The following is an 18,136-nucleotide window of genomic DNA, read 5'->3' on the forward strand; positions in this document are numbered from 1 at the left end:
CCCTTGTTAAGTAACGGATACAAATTAAGAATTAGAAAATGGCAAAAGTATTAACGCCTAGGAGTGAAAGTTATTCACAGTGGTACAATGACCTTGTATTAAAAGCCGATTTGGCCGAAAATTCAGCCGTACGTGGATGTATGGTTATTAAACCTTATGGCTATGCTATATGGGAAAAAATGCAAAGTGTATTAGACCGTATGTTTAAAGATACGGGACATGAGAATGCCTACTTTCCGATTTTTATACCCAAGTCATTTTTTAGTAAAGAAGCCGCCCATGTGGAAGGGTTTGCCAAAGAATGTGCCGTTGTAACTCATTATCGTTTAATGAACGATCCGGATGGAAATGGGGTTGTGGTTGATCCCGAGGCCAAGCTCGAAGAGGAGTTGATTGTTCGCCCTACATCAGAAACCATCATTTGGAATACCTATAAAAACTGGATTCAGTCTTACCGCGACCTGCCGATTAAATGTAACCAGTGGGCCAACGTGGTGCGCTGGGAGATGCGTACGCGCTTATTTTTGCGCACGGCCGAGTTTTTGTGGCAGGAAGGACATACGGCTCATGCAACCAAAGCAGAGGCTATCGAGGAAACAGAAACCATGATTAATATATATGGTGACTTTGCCGAGAAGTACATGGCAGTGCCGGTTGTAAAAGGCATTAAATCGGCTAACGAGCGCTTTGCGGGTGCTTTAGAAACGTATACCATTGAGGCCCTAATGCAGGATGGTAAAGCTCTGCAGTCGGGTACGTCTCACTTTTTAGGGCAGAATTTTGCCAAAGCCTTTGATGTGAAGTTTGCCAGTAAAGAAGGAAAAGAAGATTATGTGTGGGCTACTTCATGGGGGGTTTCAACGCGCCTGATGGGTGCTTTAATTATGGCGCACTCCGATGATAATGGACTGGTATTGCCTCCAAAATTGGCACCTATACAGGTGGTGATTGTGCCTATCTTCCGTAAGGATGAGGAGTTGGCAAAAATTAAAGAAGTAGCAGGAGGTATTATGTCTAAGCTGCGTGCTAAAGGCATTGATGTGAAGTTTGACGATAATGACAATAAAAAACCAGGCTGGAAATTTGCGGAGTATGAGCTGAAAGGGGTACCTGTACGATTGGCCATGGGACCTCGTGATCTGGAGAATGGAACAGTTGAAGTGGCGCGCCGCGATACGCTCAGTAAAGAAGTGGTTGCCCTGGATGGAATTGATGAGCATATAACAAACTTGCTCGATGAGATTCAGGAGAATATCTTCAAAAAAGCGCTGGATTTCAGAGCTGAAAATACAGTTTCTGTCGATACTTACGATGAGTTCAAAGAGCGCCTGGAAGAGGGTGGATTTATCATGGCTCATTGGGATGGAACGCCCGAAACTGAGCAGAAGATTAAAGAAGAAACGAAAGCCACTATCCGTTGTATTCCATTGGATCAGCCAGAGGAAGAAGGAGTTTGTATCTATTCAGGTAAGCCATCTAATAAGCGTGTAATGTTTGCACGTGCCTATTAAAAGATTTCGAATTACAATATTCTTAAGGGAAACTATGATGATGGTTTCCCTTTTTTTGTGCGAAAAAGTTTAAATTTAGCCAACCTTTAATGAGTCTAAACAAAAAGCACTTTCTATGAATAATACAAGCATTAAAAAAGGGATAGTCGATATCTTACAAACTAAAGCCGTCATCAAGCAAGATGTGTTTGAATCGACCAAAAAGAACTTTGAATTACTCAAAGAGGTGCTTAAAACTGTTCAGCGCGAGTATAACGAACAACTGGGAGATGCAGACCGGAGGGTTCATCTGCTATTTGAGGATAAAGGTGAGTTTGTAGCTCAGCTAAAAGTGGCTGGCGATGTGCTGGTGTTCCACATGCATACCAACACGTTTGAATTCGATCGCGACCACGAAGTATGGAAAAGCGACTACGTGCAAGTTGATGAAAACAACTCGTATTGCGGTGTTGTTAATATTTATAACTTCCTACACGACTCATTCAGGTATAACCGGGAGCACGATGCAGGATACCTCATTGCGAGAGTTTTTATTAATCGGGAAGGTCATTACTTTGTTGAAGGAAAGCGCCAGAAAGGAACCGGAATTAATCATTTTGGAAGCTCCTTAATCAATGCAGCCAATTGGCAGCAGATAATTGAAACGGCGATTTTGTACGCCCTGGAATTCGATTTATTAGTGCCTCCCTACGATGATGTGAAGATTATTTCAATGATGCAGATGAGCAGCGAAATACTTAGCTCAAAAATGCAGACCGGCAAACGTTTGGGCTTTGTGTATAATGCGGATGATGTAAAACAATAAATGAGGTGCTGTAATTCAGTTTTAAAACTATCAGAATTAAAAATTATTTTTAAACATACGCTTGCAGCTAACGGCTAATAGCTTTCAGCTTTATAATATTATGGAACAAGTATTAAATCGATTTTTAAAATATGTAGTGATAGACACACAGTCGGATGCCGATACTGGGCTTACCCCATCAACGCCGGGGCAAATGAAATTTGCACAGGCCCTTGCCGAAGAACTGAAGAGTATTGGTTTGGATGAGGTGAGTGTTGATGAGAATGGGTATGTAATGGCTACCGTGCCGGCTACTATTGATGAAGAGGTGCCTGTTGTGGGCTTTGTGGCCCATATGGATACGAGCCCTGATTTTTCAGGTAAACACGTTAACCCAAGGGTGATCAATAACTATCAGGGAGGTGATATCACCCTTAATGAGGCCGACGGTATTGTATTAAAAGTGGCCGACTTTCCCGAAGTGGAGAAATACATCGGACAAGATTTAGTGGTGACGGATGGAAAAACACTTCTGGGCGCCGACGATAAAGCTGGTTTGGCTGAGATTGTAACCGCTGCCGAATATTTGATTAATCATCCTGAAATAAAGCACGGTAAAATACGCTTGGGCTTCACACCGGATGAGGAGATCGGAGCCGGTGCCGATCATTTTAATGTTGAGAAATTCGGAGCTGATTTTGCCTATACTCTTGACGGGTCTCAGATTGGGGAGTTGGAGTTTGAGAATTTCAATGCAGCCGGTGCCAAAATAATTGTTAATGGAAGGATGGTGCATCCGGGCTATGCCAAGCATAAAATGCGCAATTCGATTCGCATTGCCAATCAGATTATTACCATGCTTCCCCGTAGTGAAACTCCTGAGCATACAGAGGGATATGAAGGATTTTACCACCTGATGTCATTTAATGGGCATGTGGAAAAAACCGAAATGGTCTATATCATACGTGATTTTAGACGCGATCGGTTTGAGGATCGCAAGCGTGAGATGCAGCATTTGGTCAATAAAATCAATGCTGAATATGGTGAAGGTACTGCATCCATTGAAATCAATGATCAGTACTACAACATGCGCGAAAAGATTGAGCCGGTAATGTACGTGGTCGACTATGCCAAGCAGGCAATGGAAGAGGTAGGAGTAGTGCCTATTGTTAAGCCAATTCGCGGAGGAACAGATGGTTCACGTTTGTCATATATGGGCTTGCCTTGCCCAAATATTTTTGCCGGCGGTCATAATTTTCATGGCCGGTTTGAGTTTGTACCGGTTCAGAGCATGCAAAAGGCCGTGGAGGTTATTTTAAAAATTGCAGAGCTCGTTGCAAAAAAAGACTAAATGCCTGAACATCCTTTAAGCATCTTTGTTTGAATGTTGGCTTAATGAAAGAAAGTTGAACAATTAAATAAAAAATTATGGCTGTATTAGTAGGGAAACAAGCCCCTTCATTTAGTGCAAGTGCTGTGGTAAACGGCGGAGAAATTGTAGAAAATTTCTCGTTGGATCAGTTTAGAGGGAAAAAATATGTGATTCTGTATTTCTATCCTGCTGACTTTACCTTCGTTTGTCCAACAGAAATTATTGCTTTTCAGGATAAGATGAAGGAGTTTGAAGACCGCAACGTTGAGGTGGTTGGTGTTTCTGTTGATTCAGAGTTTTCGCATTGGAAATGGTTGCAAACAGAGCCAAAAGATGGGGGAATTAAAGGGGTTAAATATCCTTTGGTAGCAGATAACAGCAAAACCATTTCTGAAAACTACGATGTGCTGGCTGGCGAATATGATTACAACGACGAAGGTCAGATTGTATTCAAAGGAACGCCTATGGCCTACCGCGGCCTGTTCCTTATTGATAAGGAAGGGGTAGTGCGTCATCAGGTGGTGAATGACATGCCACTTGGCCGCAGTGTGGATGAAGCAATTCGTATTGTAGATGCGCTTCAGTTTTTCGAAGAGAATGGCGAAGTTTGTCCGGCTGACTGGCACAGAGGCGATAAAGGGCTGGTCGCTACGCAAGATGGTATCGCAGATTACTTGAGCAGTAATTAATAGTTAAAGTATACTGAGTTTGAGGAGCACCTTGTTTGGCAAGGTGCTTCTTTGTTTTTAATAAGATCGGATAGCAGATAAAAGCTCACACCATTGTTTTTTGCTATTTTTGTGCCATGCGTAAGTATCTTAATATTCATCCGAAAGATGATCGGGTTTTTAAAGAGCAAATTTGTCGGGCGTCTCGCAACGAAGGGGCAGCCATTCTTTTGGACAGTAACGGATTTGAATCGCCGGCATGTGTGCGCAGCCAAAAAAACTACGATTTTATAGGAGGTTTGCAAAGTGTAGAAAGCTATAGCAAAGATATTCACGAGCTCAAGGCCTTTCATGATCAGCATAAAGATTGGATACTCGGTTTTTTGGCATACGATGTTAAAAACCAGCTGGAAGATTTATCTTCCCATCACCCGGATCGCATTGAGATGCCAGATGTTTACTTCTTCCAGCCCCGTTACCTCTTCTTGTTTGATGGGAATAGCTGGCAGGTTGGCTATTTATCTGATTATGATGATGAGCAGTCTGTTTTTGACTTTATAGATGAGCTTGAGAATACCTGTTTAATAGAAGAGCCGGTTGGGAATTTAAAGCTCAATCATCAGGTGTCGCACGCCGAGTACATAGAGGCCATAGAAAAAGTATTGTGGCATATTCAGCGGGGAGATATCTACGAACTTAACTACTGCATGGAGTTCTTTATTCAGGATATTGATCTGGTGCCACAGTGTGTTTATGAGCGCTTAAAAGCAATTTCACCAACCCCATTTTCGGCTTTTATTAAATACCACGATAAATTTCTGATGGGCGCTTCGCCCGAGCGCTACCTGAAAAAAGAAGGGAACCGTATTGTATCTCAGCCAATTAAAGGGACGTCGCCACGAGGGAATAATTTCTTTATCGACCAGGCCAATAAGCGCTATTTAGTCAATTCGGAAAAAGAGCAGGCCGAAAACATCATGATCACCGACTTGGTTCGTAATGATTTATCGCGTGTGGCAAGGCGCGGCACTGTTAATGTCGACGAGTTATGTGGTATCTACTCTTTCAAGCAGGTGCATCAAATGATATCAACCATTTCGGCCGAACTGGATGAGGATAAGAACTGGCTGGATGCAATTCTGACATCGTTTCCTATGGGTTCGATGACTGGTGCACCAAAAGTAAGTGCTATGGAGCTGATTGAAAAATATGAAAGCAGTAAGCGGGGACTGTACAGTGGAGCCGTTGGATATGTATCGCCAAACGGGGATTTTGATTTTAATGTAGTGATACGAAGTGTTTTGTATAATCGCAAAAAACAATGCGCCTCATTTATGGTGGGCGGAGCCATCACCAATCAATCGGAGCCAGAAAAGGAGTACGAAGAGTGTTTACTAAAGGCCTCAGCCATAATGAAAGTATTTAACATCGAACAATAAAAATTTATGCCGAAGCTCACACAACAATTGGTTCAAACGGTGCTCGACCATAACTGCCATGTTTCAATGGGCGATAAACTGCTGGTGGCTGTGAGTGGCGGTGCCGACTCTATGGCGCTGCTTCATATTCTCCAGCAAGGCGGTTATCAGTTAGCTGCTGCTCACTGCAATTTTCAGCTGCGGGGGGAGGCTTCGGATAGCGATGAGCAGTTAGTTAGCGATTTTTGCACGGCTAACGGTATACGCTTATTTAAAACAACTTTTGCAACCCGCGAGCATGCTTCAGCCAATAAAATATCGATTGAAATGGCGGCGCGCGAGCTGCGTTATAACTGGTTTAATGAGCTGCTGCAGGAGCATAATTTTAGTTTGGTGGTTACCGGGCATCATGGTAATGATTCCATCGAAACCTTTTTTCTGAACCTGGTTCGTGGAACGGGTGTTAAAGGCCTAACTGGGATAAGCTATCGTAATAAGTATGTGGTTCGTCCTTTACTGGCTTTTGCGCGGAAGCAAATTGAGCATTATTGCCTCGAGCATGCCATTAGCTGGTGTCACGATGCTTCCAATGATGATACACGTTTCATTCGCAATAAAATCAGGCATGAGGTCATTCCTGTGCTGGAGTCCATCAATCCATCGTTTTTTGAAACAATGCAAGCCAATATGCAGCATTTAACAGATGCTGAATACATGTTGGAGCAGGAAGTGGAGCGCTTTATCCAGACAGATGTTGTTAATGAGGCTGGTACCATCATCATTCCCATCTCGAAACTAAAAGGCTATCCTCATTATGCCTCCTTGTTATTTGAGGTGCTGCGTCCCTATGGCTTTAACCCAGTTGTAGTAGGTGAGGTGCTGCAGCATTTGGATAGCTCGTCGGGTAAGCAGTTTTTTAGTGCCTCGAACCGCTTAATCAAAGACAGGCATAACCTGTTGGTGATGCCCATTGAGGATTTAGGGGTGCAGCATTTTTGGGTCGAAGAGGGGATGACAACTCATGATTTGCCCATGGAGATACGTATCTATGATAAACCGGCTGACTTTACCTTTTCGCGCAACCCCAGATTAATGCATTTCGATGCTGACTTGGTTGATTTACCTTTGTTGGTGCGCCGCTGGAAGCAGGGCGATGTATTTATGCCTCTGGGGATGAAAGGCTTTAAGAAAATAAGTGATTTTTTTATTGACGAAAAATATTCGTTGAAAGATAAAGAGGAAGCCTGGCTAATGGTTAGTAGCGAGCAAATTGTTTGTGTGCCAGGTAAACGCCTCGATGAGCGTTTTAAAGTGATGAAACGCACCAAGCGAATTTTAGAAATTAAACTGCTATAAATAAAAGGCCGGAATCGCATTGGTGATTCCGGCCTTTTTATTAAAACTCTTTCTTCAGAACAGGATAGCTGTTAATTAGCTCTTCGAGTTCGGCAAATACTTCTTGCTTTTTCTCTTTAAATAGTTCTGTGTAGTACTCAATGCCTTTGAGCATATTTTGCTGAAAGCTTACCAGTTGCTTTTTTTCCTTGACATCTTCTGGCTGAGCCAAAAAGCTCTCAACCCGTTTTTTGAAAATATCCAGGTACATACCCAGTTCTTTTAAAAACATATGTGGCCGGGCACGATTATCCAGTAAGTTTTTGCGACCGTAAATATGGTCCACCATATCGCTTAAACTCATCTCGTTGGAGAAGTAGGCCAAGTTCGGTCCAGGGCACACTGTTACTTTGTCTGTTGGACCTACTTCAATGCTTTTCGATTGAAGTAATGAAACACCTAATCCTACACATAAGCACTCTTTCTCAATAATTGAGGCATAGGCTTTTTCATAGTCTTCCTTCGCTAGATTCTGCGCTTCGAGTTCGGCCAGCTTTTTGTTCTGATAGAACTTGGAAGCCGTACAGATCGGCTTTTCTGTATACTCGGTGTTGAATTTAAGGTATTGCTTCGTACATGGCATTCCAGGCTGTCCCTTTTGGGCATTAGCCAGACGCTGCTCACTCATAGAGGCCCATTTAACACTGTTAAAAGGCACACCTAAAGGTGATAGCCCACTAAAGTACAGGTCTTTTTCTTTGGCCCCTTTTAATAGATTCAGAGTTGCCGTATCAATACTCACTGCCTCGGGCACCAGCATAAACGGTGTTCCCCAGCCTACGCCATCCATTTGGTAATGATCGAGCAGCATGTTGTGTTCCTCATTGGTGCCAACACCGCCCTGAGCCGTTACTTTTATGTCAGGGGTATTGGCCGGCACAGGCTTGCCTTTTTTCGTTAACGCCGATTCGTAGGCTGCCTTACATGTCTCAATCAGCTTGTCGCGGTTACAGCGAAACTCTTCCAGTATCGGGCCAAATAGGATGCCATTGGTTGGGAACGCGTGGCCACCACAGTTAACACCGCTTTCGATGCGGTATTCTGATACCCAAATCCCTTTGGCGGCTAACATTTTGCCTTGTACCAAAGCCGAGCGAAAATCACTTACTTTCAGAATAATTTTCTTTTTCAGCAGGCCGTTGTTATCCGGGTAAAAATCTTCAAACTGCTCAAGGTAGCTATATAAACGCGGGCTCATACCAGCCGATAGTACTAATGATGAGCTGAGCTTACTATTGGCAAAACCACGCACAGCAGCATGGGCATCGTTGTACTCAATAGGCAGAGCTTCGCCGTTTTTGTAATTTACCTTATCCAGCTTTGTCATGATGTTGACATCAATGCTTCCAACAGGCAGGTGATCCTGAATCCAGTGCGATAGTTCATCGCGCAGTTGGCGACTTTTCTGTCCCAGATTAAATTTTTCCTTGATGGCGCTCAAGTCAGGCAGCATATGCATATATTTTTCAAGCTCACTTCCTTTGTTAAGAGCTGATTTTTTTAATTCTGCCACTTTTGAGCTCACAATTTCATCTACCATGTTTAGGTAGGAGGTGATGCGCTTCGCTCTAAAATCTTCTGCTTTTTCAGAAATTGCCTTAAATGGCAAATCAAATTTCTGACAATAAAATTCGCGTAACTGCTCCATGAGCATATCATCAACCAGCGAAATGACTGAAGAGATGCCGTATGGAGCCACTTTAATTGGTGTGTCCAAAGTATATCCAAGTCCGAGTACCGGAATATGGAAAGTGTGTTTGTTCAAAAAGTCCATTGATTATTATGGTTTTATTAACAGCCCGAAGGTACATTAATAAATGCTACAAAAAAAACGACCCGGAGGTCGTTTCTTTTTATATTTCAGTAAGTTAGAATATTTGGCTCTGTTGTTCAAATTGACTGTCCCAATTCTTTCTGTATTAGCAGCTGAATATCAGCAACCAACTCTTCAACATCTTTTCCTTTAGGTTCAATTGGTGCCAATGCCGTGTAGCTGATTTTAACACCAAATTTTAATGGGAACATGCCTTTTTCCATTAAGCGGCTATGTCCATCAATTACAAATGGGACAATTATGGCGTTGGGAGCAGCTCTTAAGAGGGTATTGACACCCGCCGTCATAAATTTTTTGACCTGCCCGTTTTTACTTCTGGTGCCTTCCGGAAAAATGCAGGCCGCATAATTGTTGGCCTGTATCAGGCGTCCCAGTTTAAAGATCTCTTTGACCGATTGAGCTCCATTTTTTCGGTCTATTAATGCCGATTTCCCATGGCGCAGATTATACGAAATGCTGGGTAGGTTCTTGCCCAGCTCAATTTTGGAGATAAACTTTGGATAAAATTTTTTAAAGGCTTGCACCACTGCCGGAATATCATATAAGCTCTGATGGTTGGCAACAATGATGATTGGACGTCCTTCTGGCACCTGTTCACATCCCTTAAATTGAATGCGACAGCCCATCAGATAAAGTCCTTTTACCAGAAAATAATTGAGACTGTCTACAACACGGCGACGGGCATTATCACCAAACACATGCCTGGCAATAACCTGTGGCAAATGAAAGATAACCAGTACTGTACCGAAGTAAAGGTGGAATATTGGAGTTAAGAGGTAGCCTAAAAATGTTTTCATTGGTCTGTTTATTTAATTGCGGGAACAAAAAAACAAAAAAAATACAGTTATTAAATCAAATCAAAGAGTTAAAATATGATTACGGGGTGCAGCTATATTTTGCCGAATTATCTTATGTTTATTAAAGAATGTCTATCTTGCAATCCCATAAAAAGCCAAGTCAATGAACATTATCGTTAATTCAAACATCGTTTTACGACCACTAAAACAAGCTGATGCTACAGTTATTTTCACAACAATTGATCAGCAGCGAGAGTACCTAGGGCAGTGGCTGCCTTTTGTAACAAGCACGCAGCAGCCCCGCGATACAGAGGAGTTTATTAAGGGGGTTGTTCAACAGCCCGTTGAGCAGCGCGAGTTAATCTTTACAATTTGGTTTCATAATGAGTTTGCCGGGATAATTGGCTTCAAGGATACAGACTCGATAAACAGCAAGTCGGAGATTGGCTATTGGCTATCTGAACCTTGCCAAAAAAATGGCATCATAACCCAATGTGTTCGTGTGTTGTGCAACCATGCCTTTAATAAGCTGGGGCTTCACCGGTTGCAAATAAAGTGTGCCGTTGGAAATTTATCGAGCCAAAAGATACCAGAAAGGTTGGGCTTTACTTTTGAAGGAATTGAGCGGGCAGGTGAGCGCTTTGATGCAGATACGTATTTTGACCTGAAGATTTACAGTAAGTTAAAATCAGATCCCAACTAGCTGGCTGCATTATTGACTTAAATAAACTTACAGGCAAGTTTTGTAATGGTTTGATGGCTAATTGGTTGTCTTCTTGTTCTTTCTGCTTCCAGAAAAGGTGTGTGGGTTAAAGATATGAAGCCCATCGTCTGTTTTAACAATATTTAACAAGTGTTTTAAAGCCTTTAAGAATGCCTGTTTTTGCATGAAAATGCCTGCATTAATTCATAAACGACTAATTGTTGTTTTTAAAGTGTAAACAAAAAAATGCATCCGTGGTTTCACTCTTGTAAACACTTAAAACTTAGAGGTATGAAAAAATCGACAATTAAGAGAGAAGGAACCACCATTCGTATTCTTACGCTGGGGTTATTGGCTTTTGCCTTGGTTTTTGCAGGATGTGAAAAAGATGCTAATGTGTCGCCAGAGCCTCAAAATGAACAGCAACTGTATGATATCGAAACGACTCTAAAGATGATTACAGAAAACCCCGATTTCCTGGCTGAAACAGGGGAGGGTGATTTGAAACGCTGGAAGCGCTATCCATCGTTTGGTAATTTGACTTATGCCTTGTTTAAGACCCGACTGTTTTCAACTGTAGTTAGAAATCAGCTGACTGTATTTGCGCCAACCGACGAAGCATTTAAGAAGTTGTTTGCTCAAATTGGCGTGAGAAGTATTCGCGAAGTGCCAGTAGAACAGCTAAGAGCAATCTTACTTTATCATGTAATTGAAGGAAAAGTAAAATCAGACCAGCTTACTAATGGCTTTGTACCTACTCTTAACGGTGCAGCTGTGGAGGTTAATTTAGATAACGGAGTCATGATTAATAACGCGAATGTGCAGTATGCAGATATTCGTGCGCTGAATGGAATCATTCATATTATTGATGAAGTGTTATTGCCACCCACACAAAATTTAGTGGAGATAGCTCAAGGTAATGAGGCGTTTTCTATTTTAGTGCAGGCTGTAATAAAGGCCAATTTAGCCGAAACTTTGGCAACCGGTGGACCATATACTGTATTCGCTCCGACTGATGATGCTTTTGTTGCCCTGCTTAATGAACTGGGACCTGAGTTTAATAGTCTCGATGATATTCCTGTTGAGTTGTTGACGCAAGTGCTGCTTTATCATGTTGTAGATGGGCGGGTGTATTCGAGCGATTTGCCAGCTGAACCACTTTCTGTAACCACCCTTCAGGGGGAGGCCTTTTCCATTGATGTTACGGTGCCTTCGATTACAGATGTTAACAGCAGGGAAGCTGGCCTGGTAGGTTCATTGCTTAATATACAAGGTACCAACGGGGTAATTCATGTGATTGATCGGGTTATCCTACCAACACTTCCTTAAATCATCATTAGGTAATAATAAAGAAAGAGGGGTAAACAGCTACAGTTTACCCCTTTCCCTTATCGTAGTATATCGGTTTGTTGTGTGCCTATTTTTGATATTTGCTTTCGCGAACCGCCTTTATGTCTTCATCTGAAAGGTATTCTTCAAAATCCATCAGTTTATCAACTATGCCATTAGGTGTCAGTTCAATAACGCGTCCACAAGTTGTCCGAATAAATTCGTGGTCATGCGAAGCCATTAATATCTGACCTGGAAAGGTTTTCATGTTGTTGTTAAAGGCTTGAATTGATTCCAAATCCAGGTGGTTGGTTGGGTGGTCCAAAATCAACACATTGGGTTCTTCCATCATCATGCGTGCAATCATACAGCGCATTTTTTCACCTCCTGATAAAACGGTTGCTTTCTTTTCAATATCGTCGTTTGAAAACAACATCTTTCCTAAAAAGCTACGCATATAATCTTCAGAGGTGTCCTTGGCAAACTGCGCCAGCCAATCGTATAGTTTTATTTCTTTCTGAAAATACTCGGTATTATCCATTGGCAGATACGCGCTGGTAATGGTTTGTCCCCATTCGTACGTTCCGCTATCCGCCTTCTTTTCACCATTAATTATTTGAAAAAATGCTGTTACAGCCCGGTTATCCCGTGAAATAAAAACCACCTTTTCATCTTTCTCTATATTGAAGTTAACGTCTTTAAACATCACTTCACCCTCGATGGAGTAGCTCAGGTTTTCAACCTTTAATATTTGATCGCCGGCTGGTCGCGAAGGCTGAAAGATAATGCCCGGATAGCGTCGTGTAGACGGCTGTATTTCGGTAACATTCAGCTTGTCGATCATTTTTTTACGGCTGGTAGTTTGCTTGCTTTTCGCCACGTTGGCGCTAAAGCGGGAAATAAATTCCTGAAGCTCTTTCTTTTTCTCTTCGGCCTTTTTGTTTTGGGCAGCTAACTGACGGGCTGCCAATTGACTCGATTCATACCAGAAAGTGTAGTTACCCGAGAACATGCGAATTTTGCCGTAATCGATATCTACAATATCCGTACATACATTATCCAGGAAGTGACGGTCGTGAGAAACAACAATCACTGTATTTTCGAAATTAGCCAGGTAATTTTCCAGCCAAAGTACAGTTTCTAAGTCAAGGTCGTTGGTTGGCTCATCCAGCAGCAGGTTATCAGGATTTCCAAACAGGGCTTGTGCCAGCAGCACGCGTACTTTTTCTTTACCTGTAAGGTTGCTCATTTGCTGATGGTGCAAATGCTCCTTAATTCCTAATCCACTAAGTAGCTCGGCAGCGTCGCTTTCGGCATTCCAGCCACCCATGGCCGCAAAGTCATCCTCCAGTTTAGCCGCTTTCATGCCGTCTTCCTCATTGAAGTCGGGTTTCATGTACAGTGCATCTTTTTCCTGCATGACGTTCCACATTTCCTTGTGGCCCATCATCACGGTGTTTAGTACCGTGAATTCATCAAAAGCATAGTGATCCTGCTTAAGAACCGATAGGCGTTCGCCTGGTTCCATTTTAATGTTACCACGGGTCGAATCCAATTCTCCCGAAAGGATACGTAGGAATGTTGATTTTCCGGCACCATTGGCCCCGATTAACCCATAACAGTTACCAGGTGTAAACTTTAGGTTAACATCAGAGAATAAAGGTTTTTTGCCAAATTGAATGGCTAAATCAGAAACTGTAATCATGTTGCAACTCGATTTTTCAGGGCGCAAAAGTAGAAAGTTTTATTTGAATAAGGGTCCTTATAGTGTTAAAAAAGGTTGGTTGGTCCAATTCTTCCGTGTCAGCATGCTTAAAATTTGGATAGTCAGGCGTGTTAGATTGCTCTATTATTATCTAAAGTGCTGTGGGATTGCATTATAGCTTAAAAGTGTAAAAAAAGATGAAAATTTTATAATTTTTCTGTGGGGGGTAGTCCTTGTTTGAGTGTTATAGCAGTGAATGGAAGAATAAATTAACGTGGACGAAACAAACATTATACAATACCTGTCAAACAGGATGAGTGACGAAGAGAAGGAAAGCTTCTTGTCAGCCATCGAGCAGGACACTAAACTCAGGAAAGAGTTTATTCGGCAGAAGAATCTATGGGCTGTATCCACCTCTCTTGGGCAAGGTAACGCCCAAAAGCATGATGCCGATTATTTTTTATACAAGCTGAATGCAAAAAAAAATGAAGCGTTTACGATTCAGCGCTTGAGTGGTCGATTGGCTGCGTTCAAAGTTGCAGCCGCTGTGCTCTTTCTGGCGCTTATTGGCAGTGTAGCGAAGTTAACCATGCTGCATTTGGCAGGCAATGAGACGCCTGTTTTTTATACGGAAACCTATGTGCCAAAAGGTGAGAAATCGGAGTTGACTCTGCCCGATGGTACACACCTGTATATTAATGCTGATACCCGTGTGGAAGTGCCCTCCACCTTTTCTGAAACGAACCGACGGTTAAAGATTGACGGACAAGCGTATTTTGAGGTGAAGCATAACTCCGACAGTCCTTTTTTAGTGGAAACAGAGAGTGTTAACATTGAAGTGCTTGGTACAAGTTTCGATGTGTCGTGCTATAAGGATGATGAGATGGTAACGACTATGCTCGATGAGGGAAAAATTCGATTTGTTGGAGCTAATAATAACAAGGTAAACGGGACCTTTCTTAAGCCTGGTGAAACCGCTTATTACCACAAGTCGAGTGGCGTGTTTAAAATCAAAGCGACAGATAAAGGTCATAATCAGGCAGCCTGGAAGGAGGGTAAGTTGAAATTTAAAGACATGCCTTTCCATGTGTTGGCCGCAAAAATTGAGCGCTTGTATAACGTGGAAATAACCATGGATGACGCGCTCAAGTTTCAGCGCTATACCGGGGAAATTGATGATGAAACGGTGCGGGAGGTGATGAACAACTTCGCCATAGCCACTCCTTTCGATGTTGAATTTTCAGGACGAAAAATATATGTTAAATCTAAAAAGAATTATCAATAAAAAATGAGCACCCAATCTCTGGCCGGAAATTAAAGATGCTCATATAGTTACTAAATGTTAAATACAAATTTATGAAAAAAACCAGATTAGGAATAACTTTAACATCTGTTAACAGATGGAAGGTTACAGTGTTGCTAATGGCAAGTATTCTACTGTCGGGCACACACGCTTTTGCCCGGCAGCAAGAGCGCTTAAGCGTTGTTTTAAAAAATGCCTCGTTGCAGGAAGTGTTTACAGCCATAGAGCAACAAAGCTCTTACCGCTTTCTGTATAAAACAGACTTGGTGGATGTTGATAAGAAGGTGAGCATCTCCAAGCGCAATGCCGAATTGGAGTCTATTCTTAGCGAAGCGTTTGATGGTACCGACATCTTTTTCACTGTGAAAGAAGGAGATTTGGTTATTATCACGCCTTCAGCTCCCAATGTGGTGGCCGATATTCAGCAGGAAGACAAAGTGGTTAAAGGGAAAATTGTTGATGCCCATGGCGATCCGCTTCCGGGAGCTGCCATTTACCTTAAAGAGGATAATACAGTTGGTACCATTACCGATATTGAAGGGAATTATGAGTTGAGAGTGCCAACAGATGCACAAACATTGGTGTTTGCATTTATTGGAATGGAAAGCCAGGAGGTGGCCTTTGCTGGTCAAAGCAACATCAATATCACCTTAATGTCGGCTTACGAAGAGGTTGATGAAGTTGTGGTAGTTGGGTATGGTGTGCAGAAAAAGTCGAACCTGACTGGTTCGGTGGCTAATCTGGACACGGAGGATATGAAAGGTATTACTTCGCCCAATGTGGGTAACCTGTTACAGGGTAAGGCTGCTGGTGTATTTGTTTCTCAAGGTTCAGGTCGTCCCGGTTCTGCCCCTAAAATCCGTATACGTGGTAAATCAACCTTAAGTGGTAGTGTTGATCCTCTTTGGGTAGTTGATGGTGTTATTCAGGCCGAAGCACCTCAGTTAAACCCTGAAGATATTGAGTCTACGTCTATCTTGAAGGATGCTTCCGCAACAGCTTTGTATGGTTCACGCGCTGCCAATGGAGTTATTCTTGTAACAACACGTTCGGCTAAGCAAGGAAGTGATCAAATCAATGTAGCTGTTAAAACAGGTGTGACTAAGTTGTCTTTGGGTAATTTCAAGATGATGAATAACACTGAGATGACAGATTATATTAAATCATTTGCCAATGGTTATGCTGATTTAGACTGGTTCACTGAAGAAGCACAGGCACGCAATACCAACTGGTTTGACGAAGGAACGAAATTAGGTGTTGTACAGGACTACGGTATCTCATTCTCTGGTGGAAACGAAAAGATGCGAACGTATATTTCTGGAAATGTCTATGATGAAAGTGGGGCTGTTAAAGGTTACGATTATACCCGCTATTCGGGGCGTATGAATATTGACTATGATATCAAACCTTGGTTGACTCTACATCCAAAATTAGGCTTTACTTATCGTGATATTATGGATAAGCAGCAGAGCGTTGGTGAAATGTTTCTAAATATGCCATATGACCGTCCGCGTGATAATGAGGGTAATATTATAGATGCAACAGATCCTGAATCGGGATGGATTGGTCGCGATAAAAGCAACTCTATCTATAATTTACAGTGGAATTATTCTGAAACATCCGAATTACGTTTGTCTCCCTATATGGGATTTGATATAAAATTAGCAGATGGTCTAACTTTTGTTTCTTCAAATAGTTTCGATTATCAGCACCATAGTAGAGTTGATTATATCGATCCACAATCAACAACTGGACGAAATGATGTAGGGGCTGTTACTAACTACCACTACAAAAGTATGAACCGTTTTACCAATCAGTTATTGCGTTATCAGAAAGGTATTGGGGATCATTATTTTACGGGTTTAGTGGCTTATGAGTTTAACGACTTTGAGTATTTAACCACTTTGGCCCAGCAGAAAGGTATTGTATCGGGTACAGAGATTTTAAATGCAGGTTCTGAGATGAAGCGCATTGAAGGAAAAAAGGCCGGGTACGCTTTTAAGTCTTATCTTTTCAATGCCAACTATACCTATGGCTCCCGCTATATGGCACAATTTTCTTTCCGTCGCGACGGTTCTTCAAAATTTGGTAAAGATTCACAATTTGGTAACTTCTACTCGTTCAGTGCCGGTTGGAACATTCATAATGAAGATTTCTTTACCTTGGATAATATTAATGTATTGAAGTTCAGAGCAAGTTATGGTGCGCTCGGAAATACACCGGATAATTATCATCCAAGTAAAGAATTATACTCTATAACCAACCAGTATAATAAAGTACCAGTTATCTCAGCCGACCAGTTGGGGAACGAAGATTTAACCTGGGAAAAAACGTTTAGTACCAACTTTGCCCTAGACGCGCGCTTTTTCAATCGTTTTGATTTGAGTATGGAGTATTACATAAAGGATACTAAAGACCTGTTGTACTATGTAACGCTGCCTGCAACTTCTGGTTTTGAAGGTTATTGGGAGAACATTGGAGCTGTCAAGAACAAAGGTTTTGAGGTGGTAGTTGGTGCCGATATTATTAAATCTACTGGCGATGGCTTTGAATGGCGTCTTGATGCGAATGTTGGAGTGAATCGCAATGAAATTACCGAGTTATATGAAGGGAATGACATAATTTCCGGTAACAAAATTAGAAGTATAGGAGAAGATATTGATACCTGGTACATGCGCAAGTGGACGGGCGTTAATCCTGATGATGGAATGCCTCAGTGGGAGGCCATTGACGAGGATGGTAACGTAAGCCTGACTAGTGATTACAACAAGGCAGCCTTGCAAAAAGTTGGAACATCAACGCCAGATTTCTTTGGTGGTATCAACTCAACCATGAGCTATAAAAACTTCTCACTATTGATGAATCTGGATTATGTATCGGGCATCAATATTTATCACTATGCACGTGAGTTGTATGATAATGATGGCGCTTACCCTACTTTTAATTCCATGGCATTGGCTGATGGCTGGAGTCGTTGGGAAAAGCCTGGGGATATTGCAACGCATCCGCAACCTTATAACGGAGGTAATAGCTTATCCAATAAAACATCATCTCGATACATAGAAGACGGTAGCTACCTGCGCTTACGAAATATAATGCTTAGCTATAGATTGAACAGCATTAAAAATGTTGAGTTTATTAAAAACATGAGTGTTTATGTTTCTGCAGAAAACCTGGTAACATTTACTGATTATTCAGGTATCGACCCAGAAGTAGGTGAAGAAGGAACAGGTGATGCTTATGATGATTACGCCATTCCGCAGCGTTTTATGTTTGGAGTAAGCTTAACATTCTAAATGGCTGAATAAGCATTAATC

13 protein-coding genes are annotated in these 18,136 nt (G+C 41.9%); 10 read left to right on the plus strand and 3 right to left on the minus strand.

Annotated elements, in window-relative coordinates:
- Positions 1-38 precede the first annotated feature (38 nt).
- From proS to tilS, 6 genes are all read left to right on the plus strand, one after another.
- Complete coding sequence (gene proS, locus ACSX1H_RS09795; protein WP_439183683.1) at positions 39-1,511, plus strand: proline--tRNA ligase; 1,473 nt, start codon at positions 39-41, stop codon at positions 1,509-1,511.
- 115 nt (positions 1,512-1,626) lie between these two features.
- On the plus strand, positions 1,627-2,316 hold the full coding sequence (locus ACSX1H_RS09800) for a hypothetical protein (protein WP_439183684.1): 690 nt from the start codon (positions 1,627-1,629) through the stop codon (positions 2,314-2,316).
- 100 nt (positions 2,317-2,416) lie between these two features.
- Entirely contained in the window at positions 2,417-3,646 is a 1,230-nt protein-coding gene (gene pepT / locus ACSX1H_RS09805; protein ID WP_439183685.1) for a peptidase T, read from the plus strand.
- 77 nt (positions 3,647-3,723) lie between these two features.
- A complete protein-coding gene (locus ACSX1H_RS09810; protein ID WP_439183686.1) occupies positions 3,724-4,356 on the plus strand; it encodes a peroxiredoxin in 633 nt (210 codons plus the stop codon).
- A 116-nt stretch (positions 4,357-4,472) separates the two neighbouring features.
- On the plus strand, positions 4,473-5,774 hold the full coding sequence (locus ACSX1H_RS09815; RefSeq protein ID WP_439183687.1) for an anthranilate synthase component I family protein: 1,302 nt from the start codon (positions 4,473-4,475) through the stop codon (positions 5,772-5,774).
- Positions 5,775-5,780: 6 nt separating this feature from the next.
- On the plus strand, positions 5,781-7,109 hold the full coding sequence (gene tilS / locus ACSX1H_RS09820) for a tRNA lysidine(34) synthetase TilS (protein ID WP_439183688.1): 1,329 nt from the start codon (positions 5,781-5,783) through the stop codon (positions 7,107-7,109).
- A gap of 40 nt (positions 7,110-7,149) precedes the next feature.
- Here the strand turns inward: tilS and ACSX1H_RS09825 are convergent, their stop codons facing one another.
- The gene (locus tag ACSX1H_RS09825) at positions 7,150-8,922 is read right to left on the minus strand and encodes a hypothetical protein (protein ID WP_439183689.1); all 1,773 of its coding nucleotides are present in this window, start codon (positions 8,920-8,922) and stop codon (positions 7,150-7,152) included.
- 116 nt (positions 8,923-9,038) lie between these two features.
- The gene (locus ACSX1H_RS09830; protein ID WP_439183690.1) at positions 9,039-9,779 is read right to left on the minus strand and encodes a lysophospholipid acyltransferase family protein; all 741 of its coding nucleotides are present in this window, start codon (positions 9,777-9,779) and stop codon (positions 9,039-9,041) included.
- A 163-nt stretch (positions 9,780-9,942) separates the two neighbouring features.
- On the opposite strand from ACSX1H_RS09830, the gene ACSX1H_RS09835 reads away from it, so the two are divergent.
- Both ACSX1H_RS09835 and ACSX1H_RS09840 read left to right on the plus strand, forming a co-directional pair.
- Positions 9,943-10,482 (plus strand): GNAT family N-acetyltransferase, encoded by a 540-nt coding sequence (locus tag ACSX1H_RS09835; protein ID WP_439183691.1) that lies wholly within the window; start codon positions 9,943-9,945, stop codon positions 10,480-10,482.
- A 291-nt stretch (positions 10,483-10,773) separates the two neighbouring features.
- Entirely contained in the window at positions 10,774-11,811 is a 1,038-nt protein-coding gene (locus tag ACSX1H_RS09840; RefSeq protein WP_439183692.1) for a fasciclin domain-containing protein, read from the plus strand.
- Between the two features lie 88 nt (positions 11,812-11,899).
- Here ACSX1H_RS09840 and ACSX1H_RS09845 read toward each other — a convergent pair whose 3' ends face one another.
- Positions 11,900-13,516 (minus strand): ABC-F family ATP-binding cassette domain-containing protein, encoded by a 1,617-nt coding sequence (locus ACSX1H_RS09845; RefSeq protein WP_439183693.1) that lies wholly within the window; start codon positions 13,514-13,516, stop codon positions 11,900-11,902.
- 274 nt (positions 13,517-13,790) lie between these two features.
- On the opposite strand from ACSX1H_RS09845, the gene ACSX1H_RS09850 reads away from it, so the two are divergent.
- Both ACSX1H_RS09850 and ACSX1H_RS09855 read left to right on the plus strand, forming a co-directional pair.
- A complete protein-coding gene (locus tag ACSX1H_RS09850; protein ID WP_439183694.1) occupies positions 13,791-14,801 on the plus strand; it encodes a FecR family protein in 1,011 nt (336 codons plus the stop codon).
- 71 nt (positions 14,802-14,872) lie between these two features.
- Complete coding sequence (locus ACSX1H_RS09855; protein ID WP_439183695.1) at positions 14,873-18,115, plus strand: SusC/RagA family TonB-linked outer membrane protein; 3,243 nt, start codon at positions 14,873-14,875, stop codon at positions 18,113-18,115.
- Positions 18,116-18,136: the final 21 nt, after the last annotated feature.

Source organism: Carboxylicivirga taeanensis, from assembly GCF_051851475.1.
GTDB classification, from domain to species: Bacteria; Bacteroidota; Bacteroidia; order Bacteroidales; family Marinilabiliaceae; genus Carboxylicivirga; species Carboxylicivirga taeanensis.

Excerpts from the sequence above, each read along its gene's own strand:
- ACSX1H_RS09800 (WP_439183684.1), top strand. The coding sequence starts at position 1,627 with ATGAATAATACAAGCATTAAAAAAGGGATAGTCGATATCTTACAAACT.
- proS (WP_439183683.1), top strand. The coding sequence starts at position 39 with ATGGCAAAAGTATTAACGCCTAGGAGTGAAAGTTATTCACAGTGGTAC.
- ACSX1H_RS09825 (WP_439183689.1), bottom strand. The coding sequence starts at position 8,922 with ATGGACTTTTTGAACAAACACACTTTCCATATTCCGGTACTCGGACTT.
- pepT (WP_439183685.1), top strand. The coding sequence starts at position 2,417 with ATGGAACAAGTATTAAATCGATTTTTAAAATATGTAGTGATAGACACA.
- ACSX1H_RS09835 (WP_439183691.1), top strand. The coding sequence starts at position 9,943 with ATGAACATTATCGTTAATTCAAACATCGTTTTACGACCACTAAAACAA.
- ACSX1H_RS09830 (WP_439183690.1), bottom strand. The coding sequence starts at position 9,779 with ATGAAAACATTTTTAGGCTACCTCTTAACTCCAATATTCCACCTTTAC.
- tilS (WP_439183688.1), top strand. The coding sequence starts at position 5,781 with ATGCCGAAGCTCACACAACAATTGGTTCAAACGGTGCTCGACCATAAC.
- ACSX1H_RS09855 (WP_439183695.1), top strand. The coding sequence starts at position 14,873 with ATGAAAAAAACCAGATTAGGAATAACTTTAACATCTGTTAACAGATGG.
- ACSX1H_RS09845 (WP_439183693.1), bottom strand. The coding sequence starts at position 13,516 with ATGATTACAGTTTCTGATTTAGCCATTCAATTTGGCAAAAAACCTTTA.
- ACSX1H_RS09810 (WP_439183686.1), top strand. The coding sequence starts at position 3,724 with ATGGCTGTATTAGTAGGGAAACAAGCCCCTTCATTTAGTGCAAGTGCT.
- ACSX1H_RS09815 (WP_439183687.1), top strand. The coding sequence starts at position 4,473 with ATGCGTAAGTATCTTAATATTCATCCGAAAGATGATCGGGTTTTTAAA.
- ACSX1H_RS09840 (WP_439183692.1), top strand. The coding sequence starts at position 10,774 with ATGAAAAAATCGACAATTAAGAGAGAAGGAACCACCATTCGTATTCTT.